Source organism: Cobetia sp. SIMBA_158 (assembly GCF_046566945.1).
GTDB lineage: Bacteria > Pseudomonadota > Gammaproteobacteria > Pseudomonadales > Halomonadaceae > Cobetia > Cobetia amphilecti.
This window is the reverse complement of the sequence record NZ_JAWJYL010000005.1, coordinates 40578-57345: the sequence shown is the minus strand read 5'-3', so window position 1 is coordinate 57345 and position 16768 is coordinate 40578. Positions and strand designations below refer to the sequence as shown.

The window sequence follows — 16768 nt, the reverse complement described above, 5'->3', positions numbered from 1 at the left end:
TTGTCACTGAGTGAAGAGGACAGTGATCAGCGCTCTTCAGGCAGGTCGGCTGCGCCTGCCTTGGGTTCAGCACGGTTAGGCTGTGCCGCGCGAGGGTCGATGTCCAGGTCCGGCACGATGACGGTTTCCTGGTCGATGTCGCCGCTCTTGTCGATGTTGGAGAGTGAATCGCCTGCGAAGGTCAACGTCACGCGCTTGTTGATGATTTCGCCATCCGCTTTCTTGAGGCGATAGACGTAGTCCCAGCTATCCTCACTGAAGGGGGCGGTCAGCAGCGGTGAGCCCATCACGTAGATGACCTGTTCGCGGCTCATGCCCGGCTTCAATTGCTCGACCATTTCCGGCTTGATCAGGTTGCCCTGAGGAAGGTCGCGCTTGTAGACGCTGAAGTAGCTGCACCCGGTGAGCAGCGACAGGGCGCTGCAAAAGGCGACTGTTTTGATCAAGTTTTGCATTTGCCCTGAAGATTCCCTATCGTTTTGCCTTGGCCGATCATACCTGATACATCAAGCGACTGCGAAGAGTACCCCAGCATGGCCGATCAGAACCATGAACTGCGCAAGGCGGGACTCAAGGTAACCCTACCGCGAGTCAAGATCCTGCAGATCCTCGAGAAATCGACGGATCGACACCTGAGTGCCGAGGACGTGTACAAGGCGTTGCTTGAGGCTGGCGAAGATGTCGGTCTGGCGACGGTTTATCGTGTGCTCACCCAGTTTGAAACAGCGGGACTGGTGATGCGTCACAACTTCGATGGCGGTCACGCCGTCTTCGAACTGTCCCAGGAAGAACACCATGACCACATGGTATGTCTGGACAGCGGCGAGATCATAGAGTTCTGTGATCCCGAGATCGAGCGCCGTCAGCGCGAGATCGTCGAGGAGCACGGCTATGAGCTGGTCGAGCATGCGCTAGTGCTCTACGTGCGCCCCAAGGGTGACAAGAGCGATAGCTGACGCGGGTTGCGTCAGGGATGACGTGGCCGGAGAGCCTTCTCCGGCCAGATACACGAACGGCCGCCCTCAGGGGCGGCCGTTCGTGTATCTGGCGTTCATGTTTCCTCAATCCATGACTCTGGCGTTCGTCTTGTTGAGGAGCATCATTGGACGAATGGACGTCGCTGGCAGTGCATGAACGGCGACGGCGACGGCGACGGCGACTTTGACGACAGTGCTCAGTGGCGGCTGTCGGCAGCGCCGAGCATCTCGCGGGCGTGGGCGAGGGTCTGCTCGGAGAGATGAATGCCGCCCAGCATGCGTGCCAGCTCGCGCACACGGCCGCTTTCATCCAGCAGCGCCATATGGGTGCGGGTCGTGTCCTTCTCGGCCTGCTTCTCTATATGCAGGTGCTGATGCGCCTGTGCGGCGACCTGCGGCAGGTGAGTGACGGTCAGCACCTGGCCCTTGTCGCCCAGGCGACGCAGCAGCTGGCCGACGATCTCGGCGGTAGCGCCGGAGATGCCGACATCGACTTCATCGAAGACCAGGCTGGGGATGGTCGAGCGACTGGCGGCCACGACCTGGATCGCCAGTGACACACGCGAGAGCTCGCCGCCGGAGGCGACCTTGGCCAGCGCACGTGGCGGCTGCCCCGGGTTGGCGCTGATGCGGAAGTGGATGCGTTCCATGCCCTCGGGCTGCGGGCGCTCCCGCGCCTCGATGGCGACCTCGAAGGTGGTCTTGCCCATGCCGAGGAAGGCCAGCTGGTCTTGGATGTCGCTGGCCAGTTGCGGGGCGGCAGTGGCGCGTTTGGCGCTTACCTCACTCGCCAGCCCCTTCCAGGCCTCGCGACGCTGAGCCACTTCTTCCCGCAAGGCTTCGATGGCCTCCTCATCGCCACCCAGGCCGTCGAGTTCTTCGCTCAGGCGCTGATGAAGGCCATGCAGCTCGTCCGGCATCACATGATGCTTGCGTGCGATCTGGTGAATGCGGCTCAGGCGCTCATCGACGAAGGCCAGACGCTCGGGATCGAGTTCGGTGACTTCCACGAAGCGATGCAGTTCACGCGCCGCTTCTTCTATCTGGATGCGCGCTTCCTCGAGCATACCCAGCGCACTGGCCAGTGAGCCATGTTCGTTGCCCGGCAGATGCGCCAGGCGCGCCAGGGCCTGGTTGAGGCGTGGCAACGCACCTTCTTCGTCGTGATCACAGCACTCGGCGGCGGACTGCGCCTCGGCCAGAATCTGCTCGGCATTGGCCAGCGTTTCCTGCTCCTGTTCCAGGGCTTCCAGCTCCCCTTCGCACAGCGCCAGTTCATCGAGCTCCTCGACCTGATAGCGCAACAGCTGGCGACGCGCACGTACCTCATCGCCATCATTGCTCATGCGCTTGAGGCGACGATGCGCCTCCTGCCAGTGACGGAAGTCCTCGCGCAACTGGGCAGCCTGAGTCTCCAGGCCCGCATATTCGTCGAGCTGACGCAGATGCGTCTCTTCCTTGAGCAGGGAGTGATGGGCGTGCTGGGAGTGGATGTCGATCAGGTGCTCGCCCAGCTCGCGCAGGTCGGCGATGGTGCAGGGCGTGCCGTTGATCCAGGCCTTGGAGCGGCCGCTGGCGGTGATGACGCGACGCAGCAGGCAGTCGTCGCTGCCCAGTTCGCGCTCATCCAGCCACTGACGGGCATCGCCAAGCTCACTGATATCGAAACGCGCGATGAGGTCGGCGCGGTCGGCGCCATGCCGCACGCTGCCGGCATCGGCGCGCTCGCCCAGACACAGGCCGAGGGCGCCGAGCAGGATGGACTTGCCGGCACCGGTCTCGCCGGTGATGGCGGTCATGCCGCGGCGGAAATCGAGTTCCAGCGTTTCGACGATGGCAAAATCTTGGATGGCGAGTTGCAGCAGCATGACTACCTCCGAGGGGGCTTTGACGTACGCCGTGCTGGGGGAACATCAGCGGACCCGGACTCGATGGGCGGGCTACGGTGTCGCCATACAGTATGTTTATACAGTGAACATGGCTTTTTATACAGCACGTTCGGGTGGCCTTCAATCCATGCCGGACTCAGTGGGGAGAAAAGCCCGCGGCAAGGCTTGAGAAGCGATGTGCTGTCCCCATATAGAGGCACTGACACTTTCAGTCGGCAGCAATGGCCTGGCCTTGCTGCCTCTCAAGGCAACTCATGGCCTGTCTGTCAGCCAGTGCGCGTGATGCTTCGCGACAAGCTCAGCAGGCCACGAATCAGGGCAATGGCGCATAGACGCCGGCCCGCAGGAGATCAGCATGGCTCAGGACCCGCAGACCCCGATGGATGAAGAGCTTCAGCGTGCCGCTCGCGATGCCGAGCCGCAGCCGGAAACGCCGGAAGGTGAAGTGATCGACAACGTACTGGATGCCGACGATACCGGCGCCGAAGGCTCTCTGGTGGACAACCCGGAAGCCGAGATGCTGGCCGCCCAGGTCGAAGAGCTTGAGCAGGCCGTCAAGGAAGCCAAGGACCAGGCGCTGCGTGCGGCTGCCGATGCGCAGAACGCGCGCCGTCGTGCCGAGCAGGACGCCGAGAAGGCGCGCAAGTTCGCGCTGGAGAAGTTCGTCAAGGAAATGCTGCCGGTGGTGGATTCCCTCGAGAAGGCACTGGAATCCATGTCGGGTGACGAAGCGGCCAAGACCCACGTCGAAGGCATCGAGATGACCTTGAAAATGCAGCTGGATGCCCTGAACAAGTCAGGCGTCGAGCAGCTGGATCCGCATGGCGAGCCCTTCGATCCGGAATACCATCAGGCTGTCGCCATGGTGCCGTCCCCGGACGCGGAGCCGAACAGCGTCATCGACGTGATGCAGAAGGGTTACACCCTCAATGGCCGCCTGGTGCGTCCGGCGATGGTGGCAGTCAGCAAGGCCTCCTGAGGCCTGCGCGCTCCCGACGCCCGATAGGCGTTGGATCGCGCCCTGTGGGGGCTCAGGGCGATCCGGCCCGGGAAAATTTGCCCGGCCGGGTCTTGAAACCCTGACACGCGACCCCATCTAGAGAAACAAGTTCAGGCACCGACACAAGGTGCCGACATCCAGACTTATCTTTCAGGCTAGCAACAGATTCGAGGTATACGATTATGGGACGCATCATCGGTATTGACTTGGGTACTACCAACTCCTGTGTGGCAGTGCTCGACGGCGAGAAAACCAAGGTCATCGAAAACGCTGAAGGCGGTCGCACCACACCGTCCATCATCGCTTACACCGACGACAACGAGATTCTGGTCGGCCAGTCGGCCAAGCGTCAGGCAGTGACCAACCCGGAGAACACTCTCTTCGCGGTCAAGCGCCTGATCGGTCGCAAGTTCAAGGATGATGTGGTTCAGAAAGACATCAAGATGGTGCCGTACAAGATTGTCGAAGCCGACAACGGCGACGCCTGGGTGCAGGTGAAAGACAAGAAGATGGCACCGCCGCAGATCAGTGCGGAAATCCTCAAGAAGATGAAGAAGACCGCGGAAGACTACCTCGGTGAAGAAGTCACCGAAGCCGTCATCACCGTGCCGGCCTACTTCAACGATTCCCAGCGTCAGGCGACCAAGGACGCCGGCCGCATCGCGGGTCTCGACGTCAAGCGCATCATCAACGAGCCGACTGCCGCAGCCCTCGCCTACGGCATGGACAAGTCCCGTGGTGACAAGACCATCGCGGTCTACGACCTGGGCGGCGGTACCTTCGATATCTCCATCATCGAAGTCGCCGACGTCGACGGTGAGACCCAGTTCGAAGTGCTCGCCACCAACGGCGACACCTTCCTGGGTGGTGAAGATTTCGACATGCACCTGATCAACTACCTGGTTGACCAGTTCAAGGCGGACAGCGGTATCGATCTGTCCGGCGACAACCTCGCCATGCAGCGTCTGAAGGAAGCCGCCGAGAAGGCCAAGATCGAGCTGTCCAGCGCTCAGCAGACCGACGTGAACCTGCCGTACATCACGGCTGACAACACCGGTCCGAAGCACCTGAACGTCAAGGTGACCCGTTCCAAGCTCGAGTCTCTGGTCGACGACCTGGTCGCACGCTCCCTGAAGCCGTGCCAGACCGCGCTGTCCGACGCTGGCCTGTCCGCCTCCGAGATCGACGACGTCATCCTGGTCGGTGGTCAGACTCGCATGCCGCTGGTGCAGTCCAAGGTGGCCGAGTTCTTCGGCAAGGAAGCCCGCAAGGACGTCAACCCGGATGAAGCGGTCGCCGTCGGCGCCGGTATCCAGGGCGGCGTGCTGGGCGGCGACGTCAAGGACGTGCTGCTGCTGGACGTGACGCCGCTGACCCTCGGTATCGAGACCATGGGTGGCGTGCTGACGCCGCTGATCGAGAAGAACACCACCATCCCGACCAAGAAGTCCCAGGTGTTCTCCACCGCTGACGACAACCAGGGCGCGGTGACCATCCACGTCCTGCAGGGTGAGCGCAAGCAGGCCGCGCAGAACAAGTCTCTGGGTCGCTTCGACCTGGCCGACATTCCGCCGGCACCGCGCGGTGTGCCGCAGATCGAAGTCGCCTTCGACCTGGATGCCAACGGTATCCTGAACGTGTCCGCCAAGGACAAGGCGACCGGCAAGGAACAGTCCATCGTCATCAAGTCTTCCGGCGGCCTGTCCGACGACGAGATCGAACAGATGGTGCGTGACGCGGAAGCCAACGCCGACGAAGACAAGAAGTTCGAGGAAATGGTCCAGCTGCGCAATCAGGCCGACGGCATGATTCACGCGACCAAGAAGACCCTGACCGAAGCCGGTGACAAGGCCGAAGCCAGCGAGAAGGAAGCCATCGAGACGGCGATCTCCGAGCTGGAAGAAGCCCTGAAAGGCGACGACAAGGATGCGATCCAGGCCAAGCTGGATGCACTGACCGAAGCGTCCGGCAACTTGGCGCAGAAGCTCTACGCCGAGCAGGGTGCCCAGGGTGAGCAGGCTGCCGAAGGTCAGGCTGGCAAGAAGCAGGACGACGACGTGGTTGACGCCGAGTACGAGGAAGTCAACGACGACAAGAAGTCCTGAGGGATTTCTTGAACGACGTCTGATGACAGCGCGGGAGCCTTGTGAAGGTGTCCCGCGTTGTCGTTTGCATCGGTGGCGCCTTGCGCTAGCCGCGAGCCACCGGTGACAACCGGCATTCCAGAACAGACCGGCAGCCTCAGGCTGCCAGCAATCCAGGCGGACCTGATCCATGTCCAAGCGTGATTATTACGAAGTGCTTGGTGTCGAGCGTGGCGCCGACACCAAGGACATCAAGAAGGCGTACCGACGCCTGGCCCAGAAGCATCACCCGGACCGCAACCCGGATGATGAAACTTCGGCCGAGAAGTTCCGTGAAGTCTCTGAAGCCTACGAAGTGCTGTCCGATGCTGACAAGCGCGCCGCCTATGACCAGTTCGGTCATGCCGGTGTCGATGGTCAGGGCGGCGGTGGCTTCGGTGGCGGCGGCTTTGGCGGTGGTGGTGCCGGCGGCTTCGGCGATGTGTTCGGCGATGTCTTCGGTGACATCTTCGGTGGCGGCGGTGGTCGTCGCAATCCGAACGCTCCGCAGCGCGGCAGCGACCTGCGTTACAACCTGGATCTCGATCTGGAATCGGCGGTTGCCGGTACCACGGTCGATATCCGCGTGCCGCGTCTGGCCGCCTGTGGCCACTGCGATGGCGATGGTGCCGAGCCGGGTTCCAGCAAGGAAACCTGCCCGACCTGCAATGGCATGGGCAAGGTGCGCATGCAGCAGGGCTTCTTCGCGGTCGAGCAGGCGTGTCCGACCTGCCACGGTCGTGGCGAGAAGATCAGCGTGCCGTGCCGCAAGTGTCACGGCGAAGGCCGCGTCCAGGAATCCAAGACCCTCTCGGTCAAGATTCCGCCGGGCGTCGACACCGGCGACCGCATCCGCCTGAACGGCGAAGGCGAGGGCGGTGTCAACGGCGGGCCGTCAGGCGATCTGTATGTGCAGGTCAACCTGCGCGAGCACGAGATCTTCAAGCGCGATGGTCGTCACCTGCAGTGTGAAGTGCCGATCAGCTTCGTCGATGCGGCGCTGGGCGGTGAGCTCAATGTGCCGACCCTCGACGGACGTGTCGTGCTGAAGATTCCGGCCGAGACCCAGACCGGCAAGCTGTTCCGTCTGCGCGGCAAGGGCGTCAAGCCGGTGCGCGGCGGCCCCGCCGGGGACCTGCTGTGCAAGGTGGTCATCGAGACCCCGGTCAGCTTGAATGAAGAGCAGAAGGAGCTGTTGCGTCAGTTCCAGCAGAGCCTCGGTGATACCGGCAAGAGCCATTCACCGAAGGAGAACAGCTTCTTCGATGGCGTGAAGAAGTTCTTCGAAGACATGAAGCCCTAGGCATTCGCCTTGCCGTCCGCGGGCCAGCCCCGTGGATGGCCTTCATGCCAGAGAGCCCCGCACTCGACAAGTCGAGTGCGGGGCTCTCGCGTTTCAGGCTCGGTGGCTCTGTCCAGCAATTCAGTCCGGTGACTCATTCTGGTAACTCAATCCAGTAACCCAGCCCGGGGCATGGCTATTCCGGCGCTGATTCAGCCGTGAAGGCCTCGGGTTCGATGACGGCAAAGCAGCTCAGCAGCGTGGTCTGGAAGCTGCTGAAGTTGTCATCCGAGATCATCAGGAAGCGATTGCCTTCCAGGTGCGTCAGCCCTTCGAAGTTGTCCAGCGACCAGCCATCGCCGCTCGACAGGCGTGCCAGGGTGCGCACCTCGGCCTGGGTGCCGGGCTCACCGAGATGCGCGCGGCGCAGACTGATCACCAGCGGGAAGGGCGGTGAGAAGGCGCGCTCCAGCATCAGCATGTCACCGTCGGGCAGCATCTCCATCGCGGTCAGGCTCGAGCCGGTGTCGCTGGCCAGCGGGTAGCTCCACTCGTGCTTGTCGTCGAGGCTGAAGATGCGCGTCATGCCGTCGCTCATGCCCTCCGGCGTGGCTTCCAGTCCGGCGAGCATGCCGTATTCCGGGTGCAGGGTCAGGGCTTCCATGCCGTTGTTGGGCGCCGCGCCACGCGCGCCCATCGGGGTGAAGGGCTCGCTGACGGCCAGGCCGCTGGGCAGGAAGTGCTCGACGCGTGGCTGCTGCTCGAAGCTGATCACCAGGCGGGAATCGCCGCGGCGGTCATTGTTCGCGCGCAGCAGCTGCAGGCCCTCGGCATCACTGAGGGCGCCGCGCAGCGAGACATCGGTCTCGTCGCGCAGGGTGTAGGTATTGAGCGCCTTGGCCCCGACCAGCTCACCGTGACGGAAGGCGAGCCGCAGGCGATGCAGCCAGCCGCGGTCCGACACGGCATACAGCAGTGACTCGTCCTGGTCCCAGCCGATGTCCGACAGGCCCCCGACGGGGGTGTCATCCAGCCATTTGCCCGGCAGCCTGAGCGTGCCGCACCACTGGATTTCCGGGAACTCGCTCTTCTGTTCCGGCGATGCCAGCGTGTAGGGGCGCGGGTGAACGCCGCAGGCGCTCAACAGGCCGGCGAGCGCCGTGGTGACAGCGAGGGTCTGGAGCATGCGCCAGCGGCGCGAGGCGGGGGATTGGCGTGCAGGCATGCTGACTCCGGAGACTGAGCGGTGATGAGAAAAATGACGATCAACAGGAGACAACCTGGTACGAGGCTACTCTAGCGCGTAACCGGCACAAATACATGCCGTCAGCCAACGCTGCAGGCGGCTGATATACTCGTGGCACAGCATAGGTGGCACGCTCGGGGCATGCTCGCGGGCTGTCACCCTCAAGACCCACAACAGGCAGGAGTCAGCATGACCCGTATCGCAATCATGGGCGTCGCCGGACGCATGGGACGCACGTTGGTCGAGGCCGTCGGTGCAGTGGAAGGTCTGACGCTGGCGGCGGGCATCGTCGAATCCGGCAGCTCCCTGGCGGGCGTCGACATCGGTGAGCTGGCCGGTCAGGGCCGTCTGGGCGTGGTCGCCAGCGACAGTCTGGCTGCCGTGGTGGATGACTTCGACGTGGTGATCGACTTCACCGCACCGCAGGTGACGCTGGCCAATCTGGCGCTGTGCGCCGAGCACGGCAAGCGTATGGTGATCGGCACGACCGGTTTCACGCCGGAGCAGCTCGAGCAGCTGGATGGCTACCGTGACAGCGTGCCCTTCGTGTTCGCGGCCAACATGAGCTCCGGCGTCAACCTGACCCTCAAGTTGCTGGAGACCGCCGCGCGTGCCCTCGGCGATGCCGGCTATGACATCGAGATCATCGAGGCGCACCACCGCCACAAGGTCGATGCTCCTTCCGGCACGGCGCTGGCGATGGGCGAAGCCGTGGCGCATTCCATCGGACGTGATCTCGCCACCCATGGTGTCTTCGCACGTGAAGGTCAGTGCGGCCCGCGTACCGACAAGGAAATCGGCTTCGCCACCGTGCGTGCCGGTGACATCGTCGGTGAGCACACCGTGATGTTCGCCACCGAAGGCGAGCGCATCGAGATCACCCACAAGGCGTCCAGCCGCATGACCTTCGCCAAGGGCGCGGCACGCGCGGCCGAATGGCTGTCAGGGCGCGAAGTCGGCCGCTATGACATGCAGGATGTGCTGGGGCTCAAGTGAGCGAAGTAGAGAGCAAAGTGGTGAGCGGAATGGAGAGCCAGGCACTGAGATGACAGTCTGGCGACATTCAGGAGAATTTCTTGAAAGCTGTCTCGGTGGGCAGGATGCGGCGCACGCGTGAGCCATTCTGGCCGCCTTGCGCCGCTGGACTGCTTCGCTTTACAAGCGCTGTGCAGTGTCCCGGCTCGGCCAAGGGTTTCGTCAAGCTGACCGCGGCGACGAAACGACCGTATCGTGGGCCTTGTCGCCTGCTGGCGGGGCATGCGTGGGGTGGTCAGCACTCAAGGATTCCGGTAATCTCTACCCAATTTGGCCACGTTCTTGGCCGCTCTATTGGTTGCCGTTTTGGCAGCGCTCGGGCCAGCAGCATTCCGAAGAATGATAACAAGCGGGATGAAACCTGATTTTTCGGTTTCGTCCCGCTTTTTTGCAACCTGAATTTGCCGCTTCTGGCGCGCGTCTGTCCAGTGACAGGCACCTGGCAGAAGTCGGCAGCGGGACACAGGCTCGGCGAATGCCGAGCACGATAATCAAGCAGCATGTCCGGTGTTCGACCGCGGATTCCGGGCAGGAAAGTGGACACTATGGGGAGGACGTTGCGTTGATCAAACCCGCGATACTGGCCTTGGAAGACGGCAGTGTATTTCACGGCAGCGCCATCGGTGCTGATGGGCAGACCAGCGGCGAGGTAGTGTTCAACACTGCCATGACCGGCTACCAGGAAATCCTGACCGATCCCTCCTACACCCGACAGATCGTCACTCTGACGTATCCGCACATCGGCAATACCGGCATCAACGACGAGGACACCGAGTCCGACAGCGTCGCAGCCGCCGGCCTGGTCATCCGCGACCTCCCGCTGCTGGCCAGCAACTTCCGTTCCACTCGCTCCCTCGATCAGTACCTGCGCGACGAGAATGTCGTCGGCATCGCTGATATCGACACGCGTCGCCTGACGCGCATCCTGCGCGAGAAGGGCTCCCTGAACGGTGCCATCCTCGCCGGTGAAGATGCCCAGGGTGATGATGCCGTCGAGCGCGCGCTGGAAGCGGCACGCGCCTTCCCGGGTCTGAAGGGCATGGACCTGGCCAAGGAAGCCTCCTGCAGCGAGCAGTTCGAGTGGCACGAAGGCGAATGGACACTGGGCGAAGGCTACGCCGATACCCGTGAGTCCGAGCGTCCCTTCCACGTGGTCGCCTACGACTACGGCGTCAAGCACAACATCCTGCGCATGCTGGCCTCCCGCGGTTGCCGCCTGACCGTCGTGCCGGCGCAGACGCCTGCCGCCGAGGTGCTGGCGCTCAACCCGGATGGCGTCTTCCTGTCCAACGGCCCGGGCGACCCCGAGCCCTGCGACTACGCCATCACCGCGATTCGTGAAGTGCTCGAGACCGACACGCCGGTCTTCGGCATCTGCCTGGGTCACCAGCTGCTGGCGCTGGCCTCCGGCGCGACCACGGTCAAGATGGGCCACGGTCACCACGGTGCCAACCACCCGGTGCAGGACCTCGACAGCGGTGTGGTGATGATCACCAGCCAGAACCATGGCTTCGCAGTGGATGAAGCGGGCATGCCGAGCAGCCTGCGCGCGACCCACAAGTCGCTGTTTGACGGTAGCCTGCAGGGCATCGAGCGCACCGACCGCCCGGCCTTCAGCTTCCAGGGTCACCCGGAAGCCAGTCCCGGCCCGCAGGACGTCGCCCCGCTGTTCGATCGTTTCATCGAGATGATGCGCGCGCGACGCTGAGCCGAGCGCAGGCCCGAGGGCCTGATCCATCGTTGAGTTCAGTCACCAGATCATTGCGGGAAGAGACATGCCGAAACGTACAGACCTAAACAGCATCCTGATCATCGGCGCCGGCCCCATCGTCATCGGCCAGGCGTGCGAGTTCGACTATTCCGGCGCACAGGCCTGCAAGGCCCTGCGTGAAGAGGGTTACCGGGTCATCCTGGTCAACTCCAACCCGGCAACCATCATGACCGACCCGGTGATGGCCGATGCGACCTACATCGAGCCGATCACCTGGGAAACCGTGGCGCGCATCATCGAGAAGGAACGCCCGGACGCCATCCTGCCGACCATGGGCGGCCAGACCGCACTGAACTGTGCGCTGGCGCTGGAGCGCGAAGGCGTGCTCGAGCAGTACGGTGTCGAGATGATCGGTGCCAACGCCGACACCATCGACAAGGCCGAAGACCGTGATCGCTTCGACAAGGCGATGAAGAAGATCGGTCTGGCGTGCCCGAAGGCCAAGGTTGCGCACTCCATGGAAGAAGCCTGGGAAATCCAGGCCGAGCTGGGCTTCCCGTCCATCATCCGTCCCAGCTTCACCATGGGCGGTTCCGGCGGCGGCGTGGCGTACAACCGTGAAGAATTCGAAGAGATCTGCCATCGCGGCTTCGAGCTGTCGCCGACCCGCGAGCTGTTGATCGACGAATCGCTGCTGGGCTGGAAGGAATACGAGATGGAGGTCGTTCGTGACAAGAACGACAACTGCATCATCGTCTGCGCCATCGAGAACTTCGACCCGATGGGCGTGCACACCGGCGACTCCATCACCGTCGCCCCGGCCCAGACCCTGACCGACAAGGAATACCAGCTGATGCGTGATGCATCGCTGGCCGTTCTGCGCGAGATCGGCGTCGAGACCGGCGGCTCCAACGTCCAGTTCGGCATCTGCCCGGACACTGGCCGCATGGTCGTGATCGAGATGAACCCGCGCGTGTCGCGTTCCTCGGCGCTGGCTTCCAAGGCGACCGGCTTCCCGATCGCCAAGATCGCCGCCAAGCTGGCCGTCGGCTACACCCTGGACGAGCTGCAGAACGACATCACCGGTGGCAAGACGCCGGCGTCCTTCGAGCCGTCCATCGATTACGTCGTCACCAAGATTCCGCGCTTCACCTTCGAGAAGTTCCCGCAGGCCAATGACCGCCTGACCACGCAGATGAAGTCGGTCGGCGAAGTCATGGCCATCGGCCGTACCTTCCAGGAATCCCTGCAGAAGGCGCTGCGTGGCATGGAGACCGGCGTTGACGGTCTCGACCCGATCGTCGAGAACTTCAGCGACGAGAACATGGCGCGTATCAAGGGCGAGCTGCAGGCCGCCGGTGCCGAGCGTATCTTCTACATCGCCGATGCCATGCGTGCCGGTCTCGATATAGAAGAGATCTTCCGCCTCACCAACATCGACCGCTGGTACCTGGTGCAGCTGGCCGACCTGATCGCTCAGGAAGGCGCAGTGGCTGCAAGCTCGCTGGGCGAGATGGACGCTGATCGTCTGTTCCGTCTCAAGCGCAAGGGCTTCAGCGATGCGCGCCTGGCGCGTCTGATGGGCGTGTCCGAGAAGGCCTTCCGCAAGCACCGCCAGAAGCAGGGCATCCGTCCGGTCTACAAGCGCGTCGACACCTGTGCCGCCGAATTCGCGTCCGACACCGCCTACATGTACTCCACCTATGAGGAAGAGTGCGAGGCGGAAGTCAGCGACAAGAAGAAGATCATGGTGCTGGGTGGCGGCCCGAACCGTATCGGTCAGGGCATCGAGTTCGACTACTGCTGTGTCCACGCCTCCCTCGCCATGCGCGCGGACGGCTACGAGACCATCATGGTCAACTGCAACCCGGAAACCGTGTCCACCGACTACGACACTTCCGATCGCCTCTACTTCGAGCCGGTCACCCTGGAGGACGTGCTGGAGATCGCCGACAAGGAGCAGCCGGTCGGTGTCATCGTCCAGTTCGGTGGCCAGACGCCGCTGAAGCTGGCGCGTGAGCTCGAAGCCGCCGGTGTGCCGATCATCGGTACCACGCCGGACGCCATCGACCGCGCCGAAGACCGCGAGCGTTTCCAGCAGATGATCGAGAAGCTCGGTCTGATCCAGCCGGAAAACGCCACCGCGCGCAGCTTCGAGGAAGCCTTCGTCAAGGCCGAGGTCATCGGTTACCCGCTGGTGGTGCGCCCGAGCTACGTGCTGGGCGGCCGCGCGATGGAAATCGTCTACTCCGCCGCCGAGCTCGAGAACTACATGACCCACGCGGTCAAGGTCTCCAATGACTCGCCGGTGCTGCTGGACCACTTCCTGAACGCGGCCATCGAGGTCGACATCGATGCGGTGTCCGACGGCAAGCAGGTCGTGATCGGCGCCATCATGCAGCACATCGAGCAGGCCGGTATCCACTCCGGTGACTCCGCGTGCGCCCTGCCGCCGTACTCGCTGCCGGCAGATGTCCAGGAAGAGATGCGTGAGCAGGTCAAGCGCATGGCGCTGGAACTCAACGTCGTCGGTCTGATGAACGTGCAGCTGGCCTGGCAGGATGGCGTAATCTACGTCATCGAGGTCAACCCGCGCGCTTCACGTACCGTGCCGTTCGTCTCCAAGTGCATCGGCCAGTCGCTGGCGCAGATCGCCGCACGCTGCATGGCCGGCCAGACCCTGGAAGAGATCGGTTTCACCCAGGAAATCGTGCCGACCTTCTATAGTGTGAAGGAAGCGGTGCTGCCGTTCGCCAAGTTCCCGGGGGTCGACCCGATCCTGTCGCCGGAAATGAAGTCCACCGGCGAAGTGATGGGCTCCGGCGATACCTTCGCGGAAGCCTTCTACAAGGCGCAGCTGGGTGCCGGTGAAGCCATCCCGACCCTGACTGGCGATCGCAAGGCCTTCCTGTCCGTGCGTGAGTTCGACAAGGCGGGCGTTATCGAGGTGGCCCGCTCTCTGGTAACATTAGGCTTTACGCTTTGTGCTACCCGTGGCACGGCAGAGGTGATCGCCGCTGCCGGCCTCGAGGTTGAACCCGTCAACAAGGTGTTCGAAGGGCGGCCGCATATCGTCGACATGATCAAGAACGGCGAGATCGCCTATATCGTCAACACCACAGAGGGACGTCAGGCCATCAATGACTCGTCCGTGATTCGTCGCACGGCGCTGGCGCACAAGGTGCCCTACGCCACGACGCTGGCGGGTGCCAATGCCGTGTGCATGGCGCTTGCCTACGGCAACGACGTCAAGGTCCGTCGTCTCCAGGATATGCATGCAGGAGTCATGATATGAGTAGAAGTCCGATGACCGTCGAAGGCGAAGACCGCCTTCGCAAGGAGCTCGAGCACCTAAAGGGCACTGAGCGTCCCCGGGTCATCGCTGACATCGCGGAAGCCCGTGAGCACGGCGATCTCAAGGAGAATGCCGAGTACCACGCCGCGCGTGAACAGCAGGGTTTCATCGAGGGTCGTATCCAGGAGATCGAGTCCAAGCTCTCCATGTCCCAGGTGATCGACGTCACCAAGTTGCCGAAGACCGGCAAGGTGATCTTCGGCACCACGGTCGACCTGATGAACCTCGATGACGATAGCGAAGTGCGCTATCGCATCGTTGGCGAAGATGAAGCCAGCATCAAGGACGGCAAGATCTCCGTCACCTCTCCGATCGCGCGTGCGCTGATCGGCAAGGAAGAAGGGGATGTCGTGGTCGTGCGTACCCCGGGTGGCGATGTGGAGTATGAAATCTCCGAAGTGCATCACATCTGAAGCACGTCACATCTGAAGTGCATCGCCTCTGATTCGTCAGATCCTGATGTCGTGACAGCCCTGCCGGTAACCCCGGCAGGGCTGTTTTTTTGCCTGCGGGCACGAAATCCTTCAGACAGACGGCTCTCGGCTCTCATCGTCATCAGGTCGTGATTGTCAGCAACAGAAAACAGAAACGCCGCCCTCGATGAGGGCGGCGTTTCTGTCTGCGGCAGGCGTGGCGTGCGAGGTGAGCCTCGTCAGGCCTGGGCCCGGCGGCTTACTTCTCGCTGAAGCGCTGTACGTTCGACAGCTTCGGCTTGGCCTGCGGGTTGCGGCGATACAGCAGAGCGATCTTGCCGATGCTCTGGATCAGGGTCGCGCCGGTTTCGCTGCACAGGTGGCGAGCCACCTCGCCGCGCGCTTCGCGATCGTTGATCGCCAGCTTCAGCTTGATCAGTTCGTGATCGTGCAGTGCGCGCTCCAGTTCGGTCACGACGCCTTCGGAAAGGCCGTTTTCCGAGACGGTGACGATCGGGTCAAGATGGTGCCCGATGCTGCGAAATGCTTTCTTTTGTGACTGTGACAAGCTCATGGTATCGTAAAGTTTCCCTGTTGGCGTCCGATGGGAGCGGGGAGCGTAGCGAAAGACAGGGTCGACTCCAGGGCTTGAAATCCAGGGGTGTGAACCCGTCTGTTGCGCAGGCAATGTCTGTGCCCACGGGCGGAACCGCGCGCAGGACCCGCCATTCTACTCCATGACGACGCTCATGACACGACCCGTGCGCAAGCTTGCCACGCCTTTCGTGTCGTCGTTATCCCCCGCGCTATCTCCCGCCAGTATTCGATTTTCCCCGACATTCCAGGTGACAACGTGGCTCACCCCAGCAAGAGCAGTGCTGGCTGGATGAAGGAACACTTTGATGACGCCTATGTCCAGCGCAGCTGGGCCGACGGTTATCGTTCCCGTGCCAGCTACAAACTGATTGAAATCGATGACAAGGACCGCCTGCTCAAGCCGGGCGCCACCGTCATCGACCTCGGCGCAGCCCCCGGTGGCTGGAGCCAGATTGCCGCGGACCGCGTCGGCATGGAAGGCGTGGTCATCGCCTCCGACATTCTCGAGATGGACGCCCTGGCCGGTGTCGACTTCATTCAGGGCGACTTCACCGAAGAGGCCGTGCTGAACCAGATTCTGGCCACCCTGGGTGACCGCCCGGTGGACCTCGTGATCTCCGACATGGCGCCCAACATGAGCGGCATGAGCGCGATCGATCAGCCTGCCGGCATGTATCTGGTCGAGCTGGCGCTGGATCTGGCGCGCCAGACCCTCAAGCCGGGCGGCAATTTCCTGGTCAAGGTCTTCCAGGGCGAGGGCTTCGATGCCTATCTGAAGGACATGCGTGGCAGCTTCAAGAAGGTCGTGACCCGCAAGCCGGAAGCATCGCGTGCACGCTCACGCGAAGTCTATCTGCTGGGGCAGGGCTTCAAGGGCTGATGGTCAGTGTCCTTGCATGCCGCTGCACGCGGCAGGTATCGGCTCGCGGCGGCGAGATTTCCACGTTGCTGGTCGCATGCTTCATCGCGGGTTAAGGCGAGCCATGCGATGCTCGTCCAGACTGGCGCCAATGTGTCCGGGCGAGTCGCAGCGCTGGCTGATGCAGGCTGTCTATCGGCGCAATAGTCCATTGTCGGGCTTTAAGCAATGGTTGCCAGCCCCCATCTGGTGTAGTGTCGATATCATTGGGTCTTGAGTAC

The 16768-nt window shown here is 62.7% G+C and carries 13 protein-coding genes; 9 read left to right on the top strand and 4 right to left on the bottom strand.

From position 1 onward, the window contains the following. Positions 1-26 precede the first annotated feature (26 nt). Entirely contained in the window at positions 27-455 is a 429-nt protein-coding gene (locus tag R2R70_RS09585; protein ID WP_052384519.1) for an outer membrane protein assembly factor BamE, read from the bottom strand. Positions 456-533: 78 nt separating this feature from the next. On the opposite strand from R2R70_RS09585, the gene fur reads away from it, so the two are divergent. Continuing rightward, a complete protein-coding gene (gene fur, locus R2R70_RS09580) occupies positions 534-956 on the top strand; it encodes a ferric iron uptake transcriptional regulator (RefSeq protein WP_043333352.1) in 423 nt (140 codons plus the stop codon). A gap of 218 nt (positions 957-1174) precedes the next feature. Here fur and recN read toward each other — a convergent pair whose 3' ends face one another. Next, complete coding sequence (gene recN, locus R2R70_RS09575) at positions 1175-2845, bottom strand: DNA repair protein RecN (RefSeq protein WP_410977900.1); 1671 nt, start codon at positions 2843-2845, stop codon at positions 1175-1177. Positions 2846-3221: 376 nt separating this feature from the next. Between recN and grpE the strand changes: the two genes are divergently transcribed. From grpE to dnaJ, 3 genes are all read left to right on the top strand, one after another. After that, complete coding sequence (gene grpE / locus R2R70_RS09570; protein WP_043333357.1) at positions 3222-3845, top strand: nucleotide exchange factor GrpE; 624 nt, start codon at positions 3222-3224, stop codon at positions 3843-3845. A 203-nt stretch (positions 3846-4048) separates the two neighbouring features. Next, entirely contained in the window at positions 4049-5971 is a 1923-nt protein-coding gene (gene dnaK / locus R2R70_RS09565) for a molecular chaperone DnaK (RefSeq protein ID WP_043333360.1), read from the top strand. Positions 5972-6140: 169 nt separating this feature from the next. After that, positions 6141-7292 carry a molecular chaperone DnaJ gene (gene dnaJ / locus R2R70_RS09560; protein WP_043333362.1) on the top strand — a complete coding sequence of 384 codons (1152 nt, stop codon included), beginning with the start codon at positions 6141-6143 and terminating at the stop codon, positions 7290-7292. A 175-nt stretch (positions 7293-7467) separates the two neighbouring features. Here dnaJ and R2R70_RS09555 read toward each other — a convergent pair whose 3' ends face one another. Continuing rightward, complete coding sequence (locus R2R70_RS09555) at positions 7468-8496, bottom strand: esterase-like activity of phytase family protein (protein ID WP_131431138.1); 1029 nt, start codon at positions 8494-8496, stop codon at positions 7468-7470. Between the two features lie 210 nt (positions 8497-8706). Between R2R70_RS09555 and dapB the strand changes: the two genes are divergently transcribed. The 4 genes from dapB (at position 8707) to greA (ending at position 15031) form a co-directional block, all read left to right on the top strand. Continuing rightward, positions 8707-9513, top strand: coding sequence for a 4-hydroxy-tetrahydrodipicolinate reductase (gene dapB / locus R2R70_RS09550; protein ID WP_043333367.1), 807 nt, complete (start codon positions 8707-8709; stop codon positions 9511-9513). Between the two features lie 601 nt (positions 9514-10114). Further along, complete coding sequence (gene carA, locus R2R70_RS09545) at positions 10115-11260, top strand: glutamine-hydrolyzing carbamoyl-phosphate synthase small subunit (protein WP_192839084.1); 1146 nt, start codon at positions 10115-10117, stop codon at positions 11258-11260. 67 nt (positions 11261-11327) lie between these two features. After that, on the top strand, positions 11328-14558 hold the full coding sequence (gene carB / locus R2R70_RS09540; protein WP_107335696.1) for a carbamoyl-phosphate synthase large subunit: 3231 nt from the start codon (positions 11328-11330) through the stop codon (positions 14556-14558). Next, complete coding sequence (gene greA / locus R2R70_RS09535) at positions 14555-15031, top strand: transcription elongation factor GreA (protein WP_043333374.1); 477 nt, start codon at positions 14555-14557, stop codon at positions 15029-15031. The genes carB and greA overlap by 4 nt, the downstream gene beginning before the upstream one ends. A 259-nt stretch (positions 15032-15290) precedes the next feature. On the opposite strand, the gene yhbY is transcribed toward greA, so the two are convergent. Continuing rightward, the gene (gene yhbY / locus R2R70_RS09530; protein WP_043333380.1) at positions 15291-15605 is read right to left on the bottom strand and encodes a ribosome assembly RNA-binding protein YhbY; all 315 of its coding nucleotides are present in this window, start codon (positions 15603-15605) and stop codon (positions 15291-15293) included. Positions 15606-15884: 279 nt separating this feature from the next. Between yhbY and rlmE the strand changes: the two genes are divergently transcribed. Then, complete coding sequence (rlmE, locus tag R2R70_RS09525) at positions 15885-16508, top strand: 23S rRNA (uridine(2552)-2'-O)-methyltransferase RlmE (RefSeq protein ID WP_225347478.1); 624 nt, start codon at positions 15885-15887, stop codon at positions 16506-16508. Positions 16509-16768: the final 260 nt, after the last annotated feature.